Raw genomic sequence first — 19449 nt, forward strand, 5'->3', positions numbered from 1 at the left:
GTAATGTATTATTGAGCTAAAAATAAAAAGGAAATAATGGCACATAAACCTAAAACAAAAGCAAACAGGTATAGACCAACACTTCCGTTTTGTACTTTTTCCCCTTGAACACTAATTTCATTGGTTACTTTTCCAAATCCAAATACGAATGAAGACAAGCTAGTTTCTACTTGGTCTCTAAAGAATTTAGACATTGCATTAATCGATTTAACAAACAAGAAATCGTAAATCTCGTCTAAGTAGTATTTGTTATACAATACTTTAGCAAATCCTGTGATAGAAGCATCCTCTCCAGGAACCGTATTTTGTTTGTTGTATTTGGCATAAGCCAATCCAATTCCTACTAATCCACCTACAACAGCAATAGCCATTAGTATATATTCAGTAGTTCCTAAATGGTGTTGTGCAGTTGCTAATTTTGGTAAAATTGGAATCAAGTAGTGATTCAACCAAGAATTTCCAGGCAAGCTAATTACTCCACCAACTGTTGCTAAAATAGCCAAAACAATTAATGGGAACGTAATCAAAGCAGGACTTTCGTGTAAGTGGTGTTTTTGTTCTTCTGTTCCTCTAAACTCGTTAAAGAAAGTTAAGAACATCAGACGGAACATATAAAAAGCGGTCATAATAGACGCCACCGAAGCGACAACCCATAGCGGAATGTTATGATGAAAAGCCGTTAACAAAATTTCGTCTTTAGAGAAGAATCCTGAAAATACCGGCACTCCTGAAATAGCTAATGAAGAAACTAACATCGTGATGAACGTAATTGGCATTACTTTTTTCAAACCACCCATGTTACGCATGTCTTGTTCACCATGTAAAGCGTGGATTACAGAACCTGAACCCAAAAACAAACAAGCTTTAAAGAAGGCATGAGTGATTACGTGGAAAACAGCTACTTCATAAGAGCCTAATCCTAATGCTAAAAACATTAAGCCTAATTGCGAAACAGTAGAGTAGGCCAATACCTTTTTAATATCGTTTTGTACCAAACCAATTGTAGCTGCTACTAAGGCCGTAATGGCTCCAATGACAGCAATAATGCTTTGTACGTCTGGTGTTAAATCAAATATAAAATTCAAACGCGTAATCATAAAGATACCCGCTGTTACCATCGTAGCAGCGTGAATCAAAGCCGAAACTGGTGTTGGTCCAGCCATTGCATCGGGTAACCAAGTGTATAATGGAATTTGAGCTGATTTTCCTGTTGCACCAATAAACAAACACAAGGCAGCTGCAGATAACCAATATAAATCAAGGTTAGTTGCACCTGCAATTGCAGTTTTTAATGTTGCATAATCCAATGTAGAGAACAAATGCCCTAAAATGAAGATTCCGATTAACAATCCTAAATCTCCAATTCTATTCATGATGAAGGCTTTTTTAGCCGCATCATTGTAGTCTTGGTTTTTGTACCAAAATCCAATTAATAAATACGAGCACAAACCAACTCCTTCCCATCCTATAAACATCACTAATAAGTTGCTACCTACTACCAAAGTAATCATAAAGAATACGAATAAGTTGAGGTAAGCAAAGAATTTGTGCATGTTCTCGTCGTCGTGCATGTAGCTAATCGAATACAAATGAATTAGTGAACCAATTCCAGTGACAAATAGCAACCATAAAATTGACAATTGGTCTAACAAGAAGCCAAATTCAACTTTGAAATTGCTAATTTGAATCCAATCAAAAAGACTTATTTGAAATCCATTAGGGTTGGCTGCTAGCGCATCAAAGAAATAAATTGAAGTAGCAAAAGAAATCGCTACCGAAAGTGTCCCGATAATTCCTGAAACGGTTTTCCCTAAACTTTTCCCAAAGAAAACATTGATTAAAAATCCCGCGAAAGGAGCAAGAACTAAAAGTAAAGCTATATTGGTATTCATTTCCATTTATCCTTTTAAGTTTTTTAGGGCATCGATACTAATCGAACCAGAATTTTTAAATATCGATACTAAAATCGCTAGTCCCACCGCTACTTCGGCAGCAGCAACAGCCATAGAGAAAAACACGAAAACCTGTCCTTGAGCATCTTGATGGTAGGTTGAAAAAGCAACAAACAATAAGTTTACAGCATTCAACATTATCTCAATGGACATAAAAACGATAATGGCATTTCGTCTGTACAATACTCCGAATATTCCAATACAAAAAAGGATAACACTCAGGAAGATATAGTTTTCTATACCAATTTGATTTAAAATATTATTCATTTTATTTCTCTAGTTTTTCTTTCTTAGACAATAGAACTGTACCAATCATAGCTACCAAAAGCAAAATGGAGGCAAACTCAAAAGGAACCATATATTCGTTCAACAAGATTTTACCTAATACATTTATTGATTGGTAATCTTCGCCAGTAGCAATATAATCTCCAGCAATTGGTTTTGAGTTGATGAAAATTGCAATCAAAATCAAACAAACCAAACAGAAAGAAACAATAGCGCCTAAACGAGTAATTCTCGGTTTGTGCACTTCGTTTTCTTTGTTTAAGTTCATCAACATAATGGTAAATAAGAACAAAATCATGATTGCGCCTGAATATACAATGATGTGTACAATGGCTAAAAATTGCGCGTTCAATACTAAATAATGACCTGCTACTGAGAAGAAACAGATTACTAAGTATATAGCACTGTGAATTGGATTTCGACTAAAAACGGTTAAAAATGCCGTTGCTAAAGTGATTGCGGCTAAAACGCAAAAAATAATTAATAATACTGACATTAGTTAGCGTTTTTAAGTTGAGCATTTTGAATTGCCATTTCTAGAGGCATGACCAATTTGTCTTTTCCAAAAATAAAATCTTCTCTATCATAATTAGAAGGTACTAATTCTTTAGACATAGTCAAATAAATAGCATCTTTTGGACAAGCTTCTTCGCACAATCCACAGAAAATACAACGCAGCATGTTGATTTCGTAGATCTCTGCATATTTTTCTTCTCTGTATAAATGTTTTTCGTCTGGTCTGCGTTCTGCTGCTTTCATTGTGATAGCTTCTGCTGGACAAGACAAGGCGCATAAACCACATGCCGTACAGTTTTCTCGTCCTTGTTCATCACGTTTTAGCATGTGACGACCACGGTACACCGGACTCATTTCACGCACTTGTTCCGGATAATGGATAGTTGCTTTTTTAGTAAAAAAGTGTTGAATAGTAATCCACAATCCTTTAATAATTGCGATCAGATACATTTTTTCCAAAAAAGTCATCTCTTTGTTGGAGACTACTTTTTTTCTTCCCGATAAGGATATTGTTTCTATTGACATTTTTTATTTTTTTATTTTTTAAGGTGATTTTAATTTCACCTCTAAAATTGATATAGTTTAGAATCCTAAATAAGCTGCGATATCCGCTCTTAAAATTACAATCCCTGTAATCATGATATTAATAATGGATAGTGGGATTAATATTCTCCATCCCAAATGCATCAATTGATCGTATCTGAATCTTGGAATCGTCCATCGAACCCACATGTAGAAAAAGATAAACCCACATATCTTGATGAATAATACACCAATTCCAATGATGTTTCCAATATTTACACCCACGTTTTCTACTACCCAACTCATTCCTGGATAATTGTATCCTCCGAAGAATAAAATGGCTAAAATCGTAGAAGAGATGAACATATTAGCATATTCAGCAAACAAATAGAATCCCATTTTCATCGATGAATATTCAGTATGGTATCCACCAATTAATTCACTCTCACATTCTGCTAAGTCAAAAGGAGTACGGTTGGTTTCAGCAAAAGCACAAATCAAGAAAATCAAGAAAGAAACGGGTTGGTAAAATACATTCCAGTTCATTCCTTCTTGTTGCGCCGAAATTTCACGTAAGCTTAATGTTCCTGTCATCATTAATAAAGCAATCATAGACAATCCCATAGCTATTTCATACGATACCATTTGCGAAGCAGCACGAACCGCTCCCATCAAAGAGAACTTATTATTCGATGCCCAACCACCAATCATGATTCCGTACACTCCAACAGAAACTACTCCGAAGAAGTACAACAGACCAATATTTAAGTCGGTAGCTTGTAATAAAATATCACGTCCAAATAAGTGTAATTTATCTCCCCAAGGAATAACGGCACTGGTCATTAAAGCCGTACTCATTGCAATAGCTGGTCCAACGAAGAATAAAAAACGGTTTGGGGTATTCGGTTCAAATTCTTCTTTTGAGAATAATTTTAAACCATCTGCAAGTGGTTGAAGTAAACCTCCAAAACCGGCACGGTTAGGACCTACACGGTCTTGTAAAAATGCTGCTACTTTACGTTCTGCCCAAGTGGAATACATGGCCATAATCATTGTTACAGCAAAAACCACTACAATAACAACACTTTTCTCTATAATAAAGGTACTATCCATTGCTTACGATTTTTGGTTGTTAGTATCCAATGGGAATTCAGCCATACTGATTTTTTTACGGTCTTCTTCTCTACCTAAAAGGATTTTCTCTTCGGTATTGATAACCACTTTTTCTAATTTGTGGTTGTATTTGTTTTGATTGATAACCGAATCTTTTTCAAATGCTCTAGGCCCTTCGATAGTCCAATCTTTTACATCTTTATGGTCAAAACGACATCCGTTGCAAATGAATTCTTCCACTTCATGGTATTCGTCTTTTCTTCCTGTAACTCTTTGAATTTCGTCTCCAAACATCCAAACAGTTGTTTTTCCGCAACATTTATCACAATCTCTGTGCGCGTTGTACGGTTTGCTGAACCAAACTCTCGATTTGAATCGGAATGTTTTGTCAGTCAATGCACCTACTGGACATACGTCAATCATATTTCCAGAGAATTCATTGTCAATTGCTTTTGAGATACAAGTAGAAATATTAGCGTGATCACCACGATCCATTACTCCATGAACTCTATCGTCAGTCAATTGATCAGCCACCTGAACACAACGCTGACATAAAATACAACGGTTCATGTGCAATTGAATATTTGGTCCAATATCTTCTGGCTCAAATGTTCTTTTGTCTTCAATATAACGGGTTTGTGATTTTCCGTGTTCAAAACTTAAGTTTTGTAAATCACATTCACCGGCTTGGTCACATACTGGGCAATCCAAAGGGTGATTGATCAATAAGAATTCAGTAACTGATTTTCTAGCCTCAGTAACTCGCTCCGAAGATTTTGAGTTCACTTCCATGCCGTCCATACATCCCGTTACACAAGACGCCATTAATTTCGGCATAGGTCTTGGGTCGGCTTCACTTCCTTTCGAAACTTCGACTAAACAGCAACGGCATTTTCCACCGCTTCCTTTTAGTTTAGAATAATAGCACATCGCTGGCGGAACTACATCTCCACCAATCATACGAGCTGCTTGCAGGATCGTTGTTCCTGGTTCTACTTCTATTGACTGACCGTCTATTGTTACTTTCATATTATTAGTTGTTGGTTGTTGGTTTTTAGTTTTTGGAATGTCCTTTAACTATTGGCCTTCAACTTTTATACTGTTTGTTTTGCTACTAAATGTCTCACTTTTTCAAATGGTTCATTGACAAAATGGTCTCTATTTTTTATTTTTTCTGGGAAACGAATGTGGTATTCAAATTCTTCTCTAAAGTGACGAATTGCTGCGGCAACCGGCCAAGAAGCAGCATCACCTAAAGGACAAATTGTATTTCCTTCAATCTTACTTTGAATACTCAAAAGCAATTCAATATCTTCTTCACGACCGTGACCGTTTTCAATTCGGTGTAATACTTTTTCTAACCAACCTGTTCCTTCTCTGCAAGGGGTACATTGACCACAACTTTCGTGGTGGTAAAAACGAGAGAAATTCCAAGTGTTTCGAACAACACAAGCAGTGTCATCATACACAATAAATCCTCCTGAACCCAACATTGATCCGGTGGCAAAACCTCCGTCAGATAAACTTTCGTAAGTCATCAATCGGTCTTCACCATTAGCAGTTTTGTAAATCAGATTAGCTGGTAAAATTGGCACTGAACTTCCTCCTGGAACAAAGGCTTTCAAAGGTCGGTCAGAGCTCATTCCTCCTAAATATTCATCAGAATTCATGAATTCATAGACGCTTAATCCCAATTCAATTTCGTAAACCCCTGGATTTTTAATATTTCCTGAAGCTGAAATTAATTTAGTCCCGGTAGAACGACCTACTCCAATAGCGGCATAATCAGCTCCTGAATTGTTGACAATCCAAGGCACAGCAGCAATAGTTTCCACATTGTTTACAACCGTTGGGTTTGCCCAAAGTCCTGATACCGCAGGGAAAGGCGGCTTAATACGTGGATTACCACGTTTTCCTTCTAATGATTCAATTAATGCGGTCTCTTCACCACAGATGTAAGCACCTGCACCACAATGAACATAAAGCTCTAAGTCGTAACCTGTGCCTAATATATTTTTTCCTAACCAACCGGCAGCTTTTGCTTCGGCGATGGCTCTTTCTAAAATTTTATACACCCACATGTACTCCCCACGAATGTAGATGTACGAGCGGTTGGCACCCAAGGCATAGCTTGAAGTAATCATTCCTTCAATTAATAAGTGCGGAATGTACTCCATCAAGAAACGGTCTTTGAAAGTTCCCGGTTCTGATTCGTCAGCATTACATACTAAATGTCTTGGTTTACCTGATTTTTTATCAATGAAACTCCATTTCATTCCGGCAGGGAAACCGGCACCACCACGACCACGTAGTCCTGAAGTTTTAACTTCTTCAACTACTTCGTCAGGGGTTAATGTTTTTAGGGCCTTCTCTACAGAGGCATAACCACCATTTTGACGGTATACTTCGTAGGTTTTAATCCCTGGAATATTGATTTTGTCTAATAATATTTTTTGTGACATCTTATTTATCGTGTAAGATTATTTTACCCGCTTTAGCCTCTTCAATTATTTGATCGATCTTTTGTTCGTTCAAATGCTCTTTATAGAAATCGCCTAATTGCATCATTGGGGCATACCCACAAGCACCTAAGCATTCTACACCGCGAACTTCAAAAAGACCGTCAGAAGTGATTTCGCCCACTTTTACGCCTAATTTATTACAGGTGTAATCCATTAGATTTTCAACTCCATTCAAACAACAAGGAGACGTTTGACAAAACTCAAACATGTATTTTCCAATAGGCTTTAAATTGAACATGGTGTAAAAAGTAGCTACTTCGTATACTTCAACAGGTTTAATGTGAAGTATTTCGGCTACTTTATCCATTAATTCAATACTCAACCAGTTTTGGTGTGCATCTTGTACTTCGTGCAAAACAGGAATCAAGGCTGATTTTCTGTTCTCTTCAGGATAATGACCAATCAATTCGTTGATGCGATTCATCAACGTTTCGGTCATATTTATTTCTTGTTTGTGTATTGTACGTTCCATAATTTATGCGTCTAATTCTCCGGCAATAACATTTAAACTTGATAAAATTACAATGGCATCCGAAAGCATGGCACCTTTTATCATTTCTGGATAAGCTTGGTAATAGATAAAACAAGGTCTGCGGAAATGCAATCTATAAGGAGTACGACTTCCATCAGTTACTAAATAGAATCCAATTTCTCCATTTCCACCTTCCACAGGATGGTAAATTTCAGCTACTGGAACTGGAACTTCACCCATTACAATTTTGAAGTGGTAAATTAACGATTCCATATTATGGTATACATCCTCTTTTGGAGGCAAGTAGTATTCTGGAACATCAGCGTGGTATGGTCCTTCAGGCAATTTCGCCAAAGCTTGACGAATAATGCTTAAACTTTCCCATACTTCGGCATTACGAACGCAAAAACGATCGTAGGTGTCTCCTGATTTTCCAACCGGAACAATAAAGTCAAAATCTTCGTAAGAACTATACGGTTGTGCTACACGAACGTCATAATCAACACCTGCAGCACGCAAGTTAGGTCCAGTAAATCCATAAGCCATCGCTTGTTCAGCTGAAATAGCACCTACATTTACGGTTCTATCAATAAAAATTCTATTTCTTTCGAATAGGTTTTCAAACTCTTTCCAAGCTACTGGAAACTCTTCTAAAAACACTTCTAATTTACGGAAAGCTTCTGGTGACCAATCTCTTTCGAAACCACCAATTCTTCCCATATTTGTTGTCAAACGCGCACCACAAATTTCTTCGTAGATTTCGTACACTTTTTCTCTGAATTGGAATACATATAAAAATCCTGTATACGCTCCAGTATCTACACCTAAGATGGAATTACAAATCAAGTGATCTGTAATACGAGCTAATTCCATTACGATAACACGTAAGTATTGCGCTCTCTTTGGCACTTCAATATCCAATAGTTTTTCTAATGTCATCCACCATCCCATATTGTTAATAGGAGAGGAGCAATAGTTCATTCTATCAGTAAGTGGTGTAATTTGGTAAAAAGGACGGTTTTCCGCAATTTTTTCAAAAGCTCTGTGGATGTATCCAATAGTAGGTTCAGCTTCTAAAATTTTCTCACCATCCATTAACAAGATATTTTGAAAAATACCGTGTGTTGCCGGGTGAGTTGGCCCCAAATTCAGAATAGAAAGTTCACTTCCGTCTTCATTTTGGCGCTCTTTGATTATTTTAGCATAGCGATGCTCTGGTGGTAATAATAGTTCTGACATTTAATGAATGTGAAAAATTATATGTTGTTGTTTTAGCAATTTGCTGTTGTTCTTCCGAAGAAACGATCGTCTTTGTCTGTTCTTCCGCTGTCTTCCATCGGGAATTCTTTTCGCATTGGAAATGAAACCATTTCATCCATATTCAAAATACGTTTCAACTGTGGGTGACCAATGAAATTGATACCGTAGAAATCGTAAGCTTCTCTTTCCATCCAGTTTGAACTTAAGAAAATAGTTGATATCGTTTTAATTTCAGGATTGTTTCCGCTGATGAACGCTTTAATTTTAATTCTCTTGTTTTCGTACCAATTGTGCATATGGTATACCACTGCAAACTGTCTTGTTTCTTCATTATCTGGATAATGAACTCCACATAAATCAGTCAAGAAGTGAAAACGTAAAACAGGATCGTTTTTTAAGAAAAGGATAACGGCTGTGATTTTGTCAGCAGCTACTTCAAATGAAAAAATATCTTTCTCTTGATTGAATTGAAAAACATCGGAACCAAAAGTGGCTACTAATTTTTCTTGTATTTCGTTTGTTTCTAAAGCCATCTTGTTATTTGATATTATAAGAAGCTAATAATTCTTGGTACTCAGGAGAACTTCTTCTTCTAACCGATTCGTTTTTAACGATTTCTTGTAATTTCATTACACCGTCTACGATTTGTTCTGGTCTTGGAGGACAACCTGGAACGTATACGTCAACAGGAATTACTTTGTCAATTCCTTGCAAAACAGAGTAGGTGTCAAAAACACCTCCTGAAGAAGCGCAAGCTCCTACAGCAATTACCCAACGAGGTTCTGACATTTGTTCGTATACCTGACGCAAGATTGGAGCCATTTTTTTAGAAATAGTTCCCATTACCATTAACATATCGGCTTGACGAGGAGAGAAACTCACACGCTCAGAACCAAAACGCGCTAAATCGTAATGCGAAGCCATTGTGGCCATAAATTCAATTCCGCAACATGAAGTTGCAAAAGGCAAAGGCCAAAGTGAATTGGCACGAGCCAAACCTACTACATCATTTAGCTTTGTAGCGAAGAAACCTTCTCCTACAACTCCTTCCGGTGGCGCTACCATTGTTGTTTTTGAATCACTCATTTCGAATTCGTAATTTTTGAATTTATAATTTTGAATTAATTATTCCCAGTCTAATGCTTTTTTCTTGATGATATAGAAAAATCCAACCAACAACAAAAGCATGAAGATGACCATCTTGATCATTCCTTCGATTCCTAATTCTCTAAAGTTAATAGCCCAAGGATATAAGAAAATAACCTCTACGTCGAATAAAACGAATAGGATAGCAACCACAAAATATTTAACTGAGAAAGGGATACGTGCGTTACCCACGGATTCGATACCGCACTCGAAGTTTTTATCTTTGGATTGTGAATTTCTTTTTGGACCTAATTTTCCAGAAGCAAAAATGGTTCCTGCTACAAAACCAACAGCTAAAAGTAGCTGCATGAAAATTGGAATATAATTCAATTGTTCTGATTGCATAATAAATTTGATGTTTTTAATGAAAATCAGGCACAAAGATAACTTTCAAGTATTTAAAACACAAGTGTAAAACTGAATTTAATGTTAATATAAAACTAAATTACACCTTATTTTTATTAATTATAAATAAAGAGATAATTTAAAACGTGTTTAATAAGTTAAAAAAAACTATAAACAAAAAAACGCCTCGATGTTAATCGAGGCGTTTTGACCATTCTCAGGCTAAAAAAATATTTTCTAGCTTAGATAACTGCTACTTGTGCAGCTACTTTTCCTTTTCTTCCTTCTTCTTCTTCGTAGCTCACTCTGTCACCTTCGCGTAATTCTTCCGCTGTGATTCCTGATGCATGAACGAAGATGTCTTTTCCTGTTTCTTCGTCCGTAATGAATCCATAACCTTTTGATTCATTAAAAAATTTAACTGTACCTGTACGCATTGTAATAGTAATAATAATTTATAATAGAACAAATGTAGTATTAAATACAATACGAAATGCGTTTTCGATTTTTATTTTGCAAAAATATTGATTTTCAACGCATTCGGTATAAAATAATTGCCGAATTACGCTTTCAAATCCAATTGAATATGCAATTCTTTCAATTGTGCTTCATCAATCGTTGAAGGTGCATCAATCATCACATCGCGACCCGAATTGTTTTTTGGGAAGGCAATAAAATCACGAATGGTTTCTTGCCCACCTAAAATAGCAACTAATCGATCCAATCCAAAGGCCAATCCACCATGAGGGGGTGCGCCAAATTGGAAGGCATCCATTAAGAAACCAAATTGTGCTTTTGCTTCTTCGGGAGTGAATCCTAAATATTTGAACATCAATTCTTGTGTCGCCTTATCGTGAATACGAATAGAACCTCCGCCAATTTCGTTTCCGTTCAACACCATATCGTAGGCATTGGCACGAACTTTTCCTGGATCAGTTGCAAGTAAATTAATGTCTTCTGGTTTTGGCGATGTAAACGGATGGTGCATGGCATGGTAACGACCACTTTCCTCATCTAATTCTAATAATGGAAAATCGACTACCCATAATGGAGCAAATTCGTCTGGTTTTCTCAAACCTAAACGTGTAGCTAGTTCCATACGTAATGCCGAAAGTTGTGCCCTAGTTTTATTAGCAGGTCCTGACAAAACAAAAATCATATCGCCTACTTTTGCTTGTGTCGCTTTTGCCCATTGAGTCAAATCGTCTTGATCGTAAAATTTATCTACTGATGATTTGTAAGTTCCGTCTTCGTTACATTTTACATACACCATTCCCGAAGCGCCAACTTGTGGACGTTTTACCCAATCAATCAAAGCATCAATCTCTTTTCGGGTGTAATTTCCAGCGCCTGGAACGGCAATTCCTACTACTAATTCAGCGGTATTAAAAACTGGAAAATCTTTATGTTGTGCGACGGCATTTAATTCGCCAAATTCCATTCCGAAACGGATGTCCGGCTTATCATTTCCGTAGGTTTTCATAGCGTAGTCGTAGGTAATTCTTGGGAATTTTGCTACTTCAACGCCTTTAATTTCTTTTAATAAATGACGAGTAAGTCCTTCAAAAACATTCAAAATATCTTCCTGTTCTACAAAGGCCATTTCGCAGTCAATTTGAGTAAACTCAGGTTGTCTGTCGGCACGTAAATCTTCGTCACGGAAACATTTCACAATTTGGAAATACTTATCCATTCCACCCACCATTAATAATTGTTTGAAGGTTTGTGGCGATTGTGGTAAGGCATAAAATTGTCCTTCGTTCATTCGCGAAGGCACCACAAAATCTCGAGCTCCCTCAGGAGTTGATTTGATTAAATAAGGCGTTTCCACTTCGCAAAAATCCAAATCAGAAAGGTATTTGCGTACTTCCATGGTTACTTTATGACGGAAAAGCAAACTGTTTTTTACTGGATTTCTTCGAATATCCAAATAACGGTATTTCATTCGGATGTCTTCACCACCATCTGTTTCGTCTTCAATCGTGAAAGGTGGGGTTAAGGCAGCATTCAAGATGGTCATTTCTGAAACCAAAATCTCAATTTCTCCTGTAGTCATTGCAGCATTTTTAGACTCACGCTCAATTACAGTCCCTTTTACTTGAATTACAAATTCACGTCCAAGAGTTTTGGCCAATTCAAAAACCGATTTTTCGGTGCGACTTTCGTCAAAAATCAATTGCGTAATTCCATAACGGTCTCGTAAATCGACCCAATTCATAAATCCTTTATCGCGTGATTTTTGAACCCAACCGGCTAGTGTAACTTCTGTATTGATATGTGAGGCGTTCAATTCGCCGCAGTTATGACTTCTGTACATGATTAAAAATATTTGTGTGCAAATTTAGGACTAATTATGAATATATGCAGAATAAAATTGTGGGAATAAAAAAACCTGCAAATAGTACTTTGCAGGTTTTTCATTTTCGCTATTATATTTCTTTATTCTCCTATTGTATCTTGATTTCTACGGTCACGTAACCAGTATTTAGTTCGTTTCACTAAATAGAACATTACAGGCACCATTATTAAAGTTAAAACAGTTGCGTAAGTCAATCCAAAGATAATGGTCCAAGCCAAAGGTCCCCAGAACATTACGTTATCTCCACCCATAAAGAAATGAGGGTTGAAATCGGTTACCAAAGTAAAGAAGTCAAAGTTCAATCCGATAGCCAAAGGAATTAATCCTAAGATGGCGGTTAAAGCAGTTAACAATACTGGACGTAATCTTGATTTACCTGATTCGATAATCACTTCTTTAATTTCTTCTAAACTTAAATCATCGTGGCTTTCTAATTGTTTATCGGCAACTTTTTTGTCCAATAATAAAACGAAGAAATCCATTAATACGATTCCGTTTTTCACTACAACTCCAGCCAATGAGATAATTCCCATCATAGTCATTAGGATTACAAAATCCATATTCGCAATTACATAACCATAAAATACACCACTAAAGCTTAATAACACAGTAAACATAATAATCATCGTTTTTGAAACTGAATTAAATTGCAACACAATGATAATAGTAATACCCGCTAAGGCTAAAAATAACGCGTACATCAAGAAACTTTGGTTTTTACCTTGTTCTTCTTGAACTCCTGAGAATGAATAACTCACACTTTTTGGAAGATTATAACTGTTAAGTTCTTCTTTAATTTGTTTCGTTATTTCATCTCCATTATATCCTGTAAGTACATTCGAATAAATGGTCATGATTCGTTTGTAATTCTTTCTTTTTATCTGATTATAAGTATTGGTTTTTTCAGTATTAGAAACAGCAGAAATAGGGACTTGCATAATTTGTCCATTATTTGGGTTTCTGAACGTCATCGATTGGTTGAAAAGGATGTTTTCGTTTTTACGTTGATCGTCTTGCATACGCATCACGATATTGTAATCATCATCTCCTTCTTTATAAGTCGAAATCTCTTGTCCATACACCGAACGTCTTAGGTTGAAACCTAATTGTCCAGTAGAAATACCCATACTTCCTGCATTGGCACGATCTACTTTTACTTCTAGTTCTGGGCTTTCTTTGTTGATGTCGATACTTAATTTTTCGATACCAGGAATGTTTTTAGAATCGATAAAAGCAATCATTCTATCTGCTTCTTTCAACATTTGCTCATAATCAGCACCGGTTAATTGAATGCTAATTGGATACCCTGCAGGCGGCCCGTTAGCATCTTTTTCAACGGTTACAGTAGCGCCAGCAATTCCAGTTACTTTAGCTCTAATTTCTTCTAAAATCACCGAAGTGTTGATGCCTTTTCTGAATTTAAATTCGGAGAAACTCACCGTCACTTTTCCTTTGAATGGCGTTTCAGAGGCTGAACCAGCATCTACATTTGGATTTCCAGCACCAACCCCTACTTGCGAAATAATTGATTCCGCCATAAAGTTTTGGTCCGTACCAGGTTCAACATATTTCTCTAATATCTGGATGATTTGTTTCTCCACAAATAAAGTAGCTTTATTCGTCTTTTCGATTGAAGTTCCTTGAGGATATTCAATGTAAGTAATCACTTGATTTGGAATATTATCAGGAAAGAACAATACTTTTCTTGGGAAAATTCCTAAAAGCACAAATGAAAAAATTAATAAGACAATAATTCCGCCGAAGGCTTTCCAAGCGACTTTTCCAGATAAAATTTTTGCTAAGAAGATTTTGTATTTTTCTTCCATTTTTGGGAAAAAGCTGTACTGAAAATCTTGGGTCCATTGGAAAATTTTCCAATAATACAACCACATCAATCCTACCGAAATTAGCAATAAATGTCCTAGACCTCTTAATAGTTTGCTGTCATATATATTTCCAGGAACGGCAAATAGAATTCCTAAAGCAATGAATAGTATGGTGTAAAAATGCAAGCTTTTTTTCTTGATGTTTTTATCTTCTAACGCCATAGAACCTCCCGTCATAGCAGCGTTGATTACCATTGCTACAAATAAAGATCCTGTTAAAGTTACTGTCAATGTTATTGGGAAATATTTCATGAATTTACCCATTGTCCCTGGCCAAAGGGCAAAAGGTAAAAAGGCCATCAAAGTGGTTGCTGTTGACGAAATTACCGGCCAAGCAATTTCTCCAATTCCTACTTTAGAAGCTTGAATTCGAGTCATTCCTTTTTGCATATTGGCATAAACATTATCTACAACCACAATACCGTCATCCACCAACATTCCTAATCCCATTACTAAGCCAAAAAGCACCATAGTGTTTAGGGTTAAACCAAACATAGATAAGATGGCAAAAGCAATCATCATAGATAATGGAATGGCAGCACCAACAAATAAAGAGTTACGCAATCCCATAGTAAACATCAACACAATCATTACGAGAATGATTCCAAAAATAATATGGTTGGACAATTCATCTACTTGGTGTTCTACTCGAGACGATTGGTCGCTAGTTAATTCTACTTTTAAGTTTTTAGGCAAATAAGTTTCTTGCGCCAAAGCTACTTTTTCTTTTACCTGATCAATTGCGGAAATCATATTCTGATTGGAACGTTTTTTAACGTTCAGCATCACTACTTCCGTTCCTTTTTCACGAGCATAGGTGGTTTTTTCTTTTTCTTTGAAACTCACCGTAGCAATGTTTTTAAGATAAACAGTTCCGCCGAAGGATTTTACAATAATGTTTTCTAACTCTTTTGGGTTTTTAAATTCTCCTACAATTCGAATGTTATTACGTGATCCTTGCGAAGTTAAATTTCCACCCGAAAGTGTCATATTTTCATATTTCACTGCGTTTTGAATGTCGTCAAAAGTAACTTGAGCAGCAGTCATTTTAAAGATGTCTACAGCGATTTCAACTTCTTTATCATCAACACCTAAAATGTCTACTTTTTTGATCTCTGAAATTTCTTCGATATCATCTTGTAATAATTCACCATATTTTTTTAACTGTTGCGTGGTGTAATTACCCTGCAAGTTGATGTTCAAAATTGGCACTTCCTCAGAGATGTTTAATTCAAACACATTAGGCTCCACCTTGCTACCATTGTCCATATTTGGCCAATCGGTATCTGCTTTGGCATTATCTACTTTGTCTTTAATTTTTTGTTTGGCTTGTTCTACCGAAACATCATCTGAAAACTCAGCGATAATCATTCCGTAATCTTGAAATGAACTGGAAGTGACTTTATCAACTCCACTGATGTTTTTGATTTGTTTTTCAAGCGGTTTAATCACCAATTTCTCTACATCCTCAGCCGAGTTTCCTGGGAAAACAGATGAGATGTAAATTTTGTTTTCGATGATTTCAGGAAAATCTTCTCGAGGCATATTAATGTATGCAGTCAAACCTGCAATGACAATTATAAAAGTCAAGATATAGACCGTGACGCGATTGTCAACTGCCCAACTTGAAATGCCGAATTCTTTATTTTGATGTGACATAGTAGCCCCCTAACCCCCAAAGGGGGAACTCCTATTAGGGGTCAATAGGAATTTATGTTAATAATCAATAAAATAATTTTATGCCTTTCTACTTTGTTTACAAAGTTGCTAATTCCCCCGTTGGGGGTTAGGGGGCTTTAAAAGTTCAATTTCATTCCTTCAGAAATAGTATTTACTCCCTCGATTACAATGATATCGTTAGCAGATAAACCGCTTAGTATTTCAGTTACATTATCAGATGACTTTCCTGTAGTTACCATTGCTTTTTTAGCAGTTGCGGTTTTACCATTACTATTAGATGCTACGAAAACAAATTGATTTCCTTTTCCATCTTCTTGAATAACATTTGATGGCACTACAATTGCATTTTTAACTGTGTAATCAATTACTTTTAGTTTCGCTACTTGGTTAGGGCGCAAAAGATTTTCTGGGTTTGGGATACTCACTTCAATTCCGAAACTTCTGTTGTTTGGGTTGATGAAATTTCCTATTTGACGTACTTTTCCTTTGTAATTTTTATTTAATGAAGTTAAGAAAACATCCACTTGAGTACCTACTTTTAGCTTGCCAATATAACTTTCTGGAATAGTAGTCGATACGTACATATTATTCAAGTTTACAATTCGCATTAAACCTTGAGGTCCTGCCGCAACTACTTGTCCTCTTTCAACGAAAACTTCGTCAATTGTTCCTGAGAAAGGCGCGCGAATTTCCGTTTTAGACAACATAGCTTTAGCTTGAGCCACAGAACGTTGTAAACTCAACATTTGTGTTTGAGCTTGTAAATACTGAATTTCAGAACCAATTTTTTGATTCCAAAGATTTTTTTGTCTTTCAAAAGTAGTTTTAGCTAATTGGTATTGGGTTTCTAAACTAGCTACTTGTTGGCTAGATCCACCATCGTCCACACGTGCTAAAAGTTGTCCTTTGCTAACACGTTGTCCTGCTTTTACATTGAGTGCTATTAAAGTTCCAGGCATTTCAGGTTGAATTAAGATATTCTCTTTGGTGTTCACACTACCTTGAATGTCCAAATAGTGATTGAACACAGTATCTTTTAAAGTTAATACTGAAACTAAAGCTTCTTCTTTTCTAACATTCAATGTTGCTAGAGCAGCATCTATTTTGGCAAGATCTGCCTGAATATCCGCTTTTCTTGCTTGCAATTCTTTATTGTTTTTTGCAGCAATCAGTTGGTCAACAGTTTGATCATTTTGTTTATCACCACAAGAGACTATAAGCGATGTGGCTACCAGTAGAGGGAATATTAATTTTGTCATTGGTGTTCTATTATATTTCATATTGTTAAGATTTAGTTCTTGGTTATAATTTTTTCGAGACTTGCTTTTTTGTTGATTACGTCAAGCATAGCTTGTAAATAATTTTGTTGTGTAGCATATAATTGGCGCTGTGCTTCGCTCAAATCAAAGCTAGAAGACAGACCTTCTTTTAATTTGATTTGTTGTTTATTTTCAATTCGTTCAGCAAGAGTCAAGCTGCTTTTTGTGGTGTTCAATTGTTCTAAACTGTATTCGTAATCGCTTTTTGCTTTCTCAAATTGCAGTTTTAAACTTTGCTCTACTTGTGTCATTTGTGTTTTGGCTTGTTCTAAGGCAATTTTGGCTTGTTGTGTTCGAGCGCTTCTACCTAAACTACTAAAGATAGGGACGTTTAAACTTAATCCTACATTAGAAAAATTAAGCCATCTCTGATTGTTAGTGAAAAATTGAAATTGGTTTCCAAAGGCATTGTATCCAAAATTATAAGCAGCAGCTAGAGAAGGGAGTGCGTTACTTTTTTCTAACAAAAGCAATAGTTTTTTACTTTGAACAAGATTCTCCTGAATTTTGAAATCAATCGAATTTTCAACTTGAAATGGAGTAGTGCTTAATTCAAAATTGATATTGTTTAAGGCAAGATTATTTAGATTTTCAGTTAGAATCAATTCTTTTTCTATAGTAATTCCAAGAATTAATTTCAACATATTGGTAGCAATTACCTTTTGTCTTTTGATGTTTTCCTGCGCACTTTTGATTGTAGTTAATGTAATCTGAAGTTGTTCTACATTTTCTTCTTCGATCAAACCATTTTTGAAAATTTGAGTAGTCTCATTTAATGTTTTCTCCAAATTGGTTTTATTTTTTTCTAAAATAGCAATACTTTCGTTAGCTAATAAAACATTTCCATAGGCATTGACTACCATTTCGCGAATCTCTTGGTTGGTTTTGATTTTGGCATTTTCTGAGATTTGCAAATACACTTTAGCCGACTGAAGCCCTACAATATAGGAACCATTAAAAATTAATTGGCTAACTGTTGCGTTTCCAATCATATTGTGTCGGGTTCCAAAAGCTACTTCTGCAAACTCTCCTGGTTGTCCTCCAAAAAATTCCGCCGGAATCAAAGATTTTTGCAATTCAATATTGTTTTGGTATCCAAGCGACGCATTAATTTGAGGCAAACCAATAGTAGTGGTTTCCCATTTTTTCTTTTTTGCAGCATCAATATCACGCGCAGCGTTGATTGCAGCGTAATTGTTTTTTAGTGCGTGCTCTATAGCTTCGTTTAAGCTAAAAGAATAGGATTCTTTTGTGAGATTAGTTTGCGCATGAAACACAAAGCTAATAGTTAAAAGGACAATTAATTGAATTTTCTTCATTGTATGATTAAGATTGATTTGAATTTAAATAGTTGTTTAATTCTGAAATTCCTTTTGTTGTTGCCATAGCTCTGATATGGTATTCTAAGGCTTCTAGTTCCAATTTTTTAGCTTCTTTTTCGGAGCTAATATTTTCATTAATGGTGAAAATAAGTGCATAATAAAAATAAACATAAGATTCTACATTGATATTGTTTCGATATAGCCCTTCGTTTATTCCTTTCTCAATATTCTGTTTGAATAAAGAATTGCATTCTAATTGCAATTTTTCAGTCAACTTTTCATGTATTTCAGGATAATGTTTTTTAAGTTGATAGGATGGAGATGTTTCTATAGAAACAAACATTTCTTTAATCATCTTAACGATTTCAAAATTTTCTTGTATGGCATTATGATTTTTAGCTACTATTTCATTTATAGTAGAATAAATGGTATTAGTCATAATGTAGGTAGACTCAGCAACTAGTATTTCTTTATTGCAAAAATATTTATAGATTGTTTTTTTTGAAATACACATTTCATTGGCAATATCGTCCATAGTAACGCTTTTGAAACCGAGTTTCAAAAATAGTTGGGTCGCTTTTGCAATAATTTTTTCTTTCATGTTTATTTTAGGAGGTGCAAATATAAGACGGAAACTTTGAATACCAAAAAAGTTTCCATTGTTTTTTCTGATAGTGTGATTGAGAAATTGTATTTATAAAATCTCGGCCTTTTTTGGCAGTAATTATTCCGATTGTAATTGTATCTTTG

General features: G+C 35.7%; 18 protein-coding genes. All 18 read right to left on the bottom strand.

Annotated elements, in window-relative coordinates:
- Nucleotides 1-8 precede the first annotated feature (8 nt).
- The 18 genes from nuoL to LPC20_RS03985 all read right to left on the bottom strand — a co-directional run bounded on the left by nuoL (nucleotide 9) and on the right by LPC20_RS03985 (nucleotide 19300).
- Nucleotides 9-1892, bottom strand: a complete 1884-nt coding sequence (nuoL, locus tag LPC20_RS03900) for an NADH-quinone oxidoreductase subunit L (RefSeq protein ID WP_229326670.1) — start codon at nucleotides 1890-1892, stop codon at nucleotides 9-11.
- 6 nt (nucleotides 1893-1898) lie between these two features.
- Nucleotides 1899-2219, bottom strand: coding sequence for an NADH-quinone oxidoreductase subunit NuoK (gene nuoK / locus LPC20_RS03905; RefSeq protein WP_229326671.1), 321 nt, complete (start codon nucleotides 2217-2219; stop codon nucleotides 1899-1901).
- A 1-nt stretch (nucleotide 2220) separates the two neighbouring features.
- On the bottom strand, nucleotides 2221-2733 hold the full coding sequence (locus LPC20_RS03910; RefSeq protein ID WP_229326672.1) for an NADH-quinone oxidoreductase subunit J family protein: 513 nt from the start codon (nucleotides 2731-2733) through the stop codon (nucleotides 2221-2223).
- Nucleotides 2733-3278 (bottom strand): NuoI/complex I 23 kDa subunit family protein, encoded by a 546-nt coding sequence (locus LPC20_RS03915; protein WP_229326674.1) that lies wholly within the window; start codon nucleotides 3276-3278, stop codon nucleotides 2733-2735. The genes LPC20_RS03910 and LPC20_RS03915 overlap by 1 nt, the downstream gene beginning before the upstream one ends.
- 57 nt (nucleotides 3279-3335) lie before the next feature.
- Nucleotides 3336-4388 carry an NADH-quinone oxidoreductase subunit NuoH gene (nuoH, locus tag LPC20_RS03920; protein ID WP_229326676.1) on the bottom strand — a complete coding sequence of 351 codons (1053 nt, stop codon included), beginning with the start codon at nucleotides 4386-4388 and terminating at the stop codon, nucleotides 3336-3338.
- Nucleotides 4389-4391: 3 nt separating this feature from the next.
- Nucleotides 4392-5417 (bottom strand): NADH-quinone oxidoreductase subunit G, encoded by a 1026-nt coding sequence (locus LPC20_RS03925; protein WP_229326678.1) that lies wholly within the window; start codon nucleotides 5415-5417, stop codon nucleotides 4392-4394.
- A gap of 65 nt (nucleotides 5418-5482) precedes the next feature.
- Nucleotides 5483-6850, bottom strand: a complete 1368-nt coding sequence (gene nuoF / locus LPC20_RS03930; RefSeq protein WP_229326680.1) for an NADH-quinone oxidoreductase subunit NuoF — start codon at nucleotides 6848-6850, stop codon at nucleotides 5483-5485.
- Nucleotide 6851: 1 nt separating this feature from the next.
- Nucleotides 6852-7382 carry a complex I 24 kDa subunit family protein gene (locus LPC20_RS03935; protein ID WP_229326682.1) on the bottom strand — a complete coding sequence of 177 codons (531 nt, stop codon included), beginning with the start codon at nucleotides 7380-7382 and terminating at the stop codon, nucleotides 6852-6854.
- 3 nt (nucleotides 7383-7385) lie between these two features.
- Entirely contained in the window at nucleotides 7386-8621 is a 1236-nt protein-coding gene (locus tag LPC20_RS03940; RefSeq protein WP_229326684.1) for an NADH-quinone oxidoreductase subunit D, read from the bottom strand.
- Between the two features lie 32 nt (nucleotides 8622-8653).
- A complete protein-coding gene (locus tag LPC20_RS03945) occupies nucleotides 8654-9175 on the bottom strand; it encodes an NADH-quinone oxidoreductase subunit C (RefSeq protein ID WP_229326686.1) in 522 nt (173 codons plus the stop codon).
- Nucleotides 9176-9179: 4 nt separating this feature from the next.
- On the bottom strand, nucleotides 9180-9728 hold the full coding sequence (locus LPC20_RS03950; RefSeq protein ID WP_229326688.1) for an NADH-quinone oxidoreductase subunit B: 549 nt from the start codon (nucleotides 9726-9728) through the stop codon (nucleotides 9180-9182).
- A 39-nt stretch (nucleotides 9729-9767) separates the two neighbouring features.
- Nucleotides 9768-10133, bottom strand: coding sequence for an NADH-quinone oxidoreductase subunit A (locus tag LPC20_RS03955; protein ID WP_229326690.1), 366 nt, complete (start codon nucleotides 10131-10133; stop codon nucleotides 9768-9770).
- 242 nt (nucleotides 10134-10375) lie between these two features.
- Nucleotides 10376-10570 (bottom strand): cold-shock protein, encoded by a 195-nt coding sequence (locus LPC20_RS03960; protein ID WP_220763283.1) that lies wholly within the window; start codon nucleotides 10568-10570, stop codon nucleotides 10376-10378.
- A 125-nt stretch (nucleotides 10571-10695) separates the two neighbouring features.
- Entirely contained in the window at nucleotides 10696-12450 is a 1755-nt protein-coding gene (gene aspS / locus LPC20_RS03965) for an aspartate--tRNA ligase (protein ID WP_229326692.1), read from the bottom strand.
- 122 nt (nucleotides 12451-12572) lie between these two features.
- On the bottom strand, nucleotides 12573-16037 hold the full coding sequence (locus LPC20_RS03970; protein WP_229326694.1) for an efflux RND transporter permease subunit: 3465 nt from the start codon (nucleotides 16035-16037) through the stop codon (nucleotides 12573-12575).
- 137 nt (nucleotides 16038-16174) lie between these two features.
- On the bottom strand, nucleotides 16175-17317 hold the full coding sequence (locus tag LPC20_RS03975) for an efflux RND transporter periplasmic adaptor subunit (RefSeq protein ID WP_229326696.1): 1143 nt from the start codon (nucleotides 17315-17317) through the stop codon (nucleotides 16175-16177).
- Between the two features lie 32 nt (nucleotides 17318-17349).
- Entirely contained in the window at nucleotides 17350-18696 is a 1347-nt protein-coding gene (locus tag LPC20_RS03980) for a TolC family protein (protein ID WP_229326698.1), read from the bottom strand.
- A gap of 7 nt (nucleotides 18697-18703) precedes the next feature.
- On the bottom strand, nucleotides 18704-19300 hold the full coding sequence (locus LPC20_RS03985) for a TetR/AcrR family transcriptional regulator (protein WP_229326700.1): 597 nt from the start codon (nucleotides 19298-19300) through the stop codon (nucleotides 18704-18706).
- Nucleotides 19301-19449: the final 149 nt, after the last annotated feature.

Origin of the sequence: Flavobacterium ammonificans (genome assembly GCF_020886115.1) — a bacterium.
GTDB lineage: Bacteria > Bacteroidota > Bacteroidia > Flavobacteriales > Flavobacteriaceae > Flavobacterium > Flavobacterium ammonificans.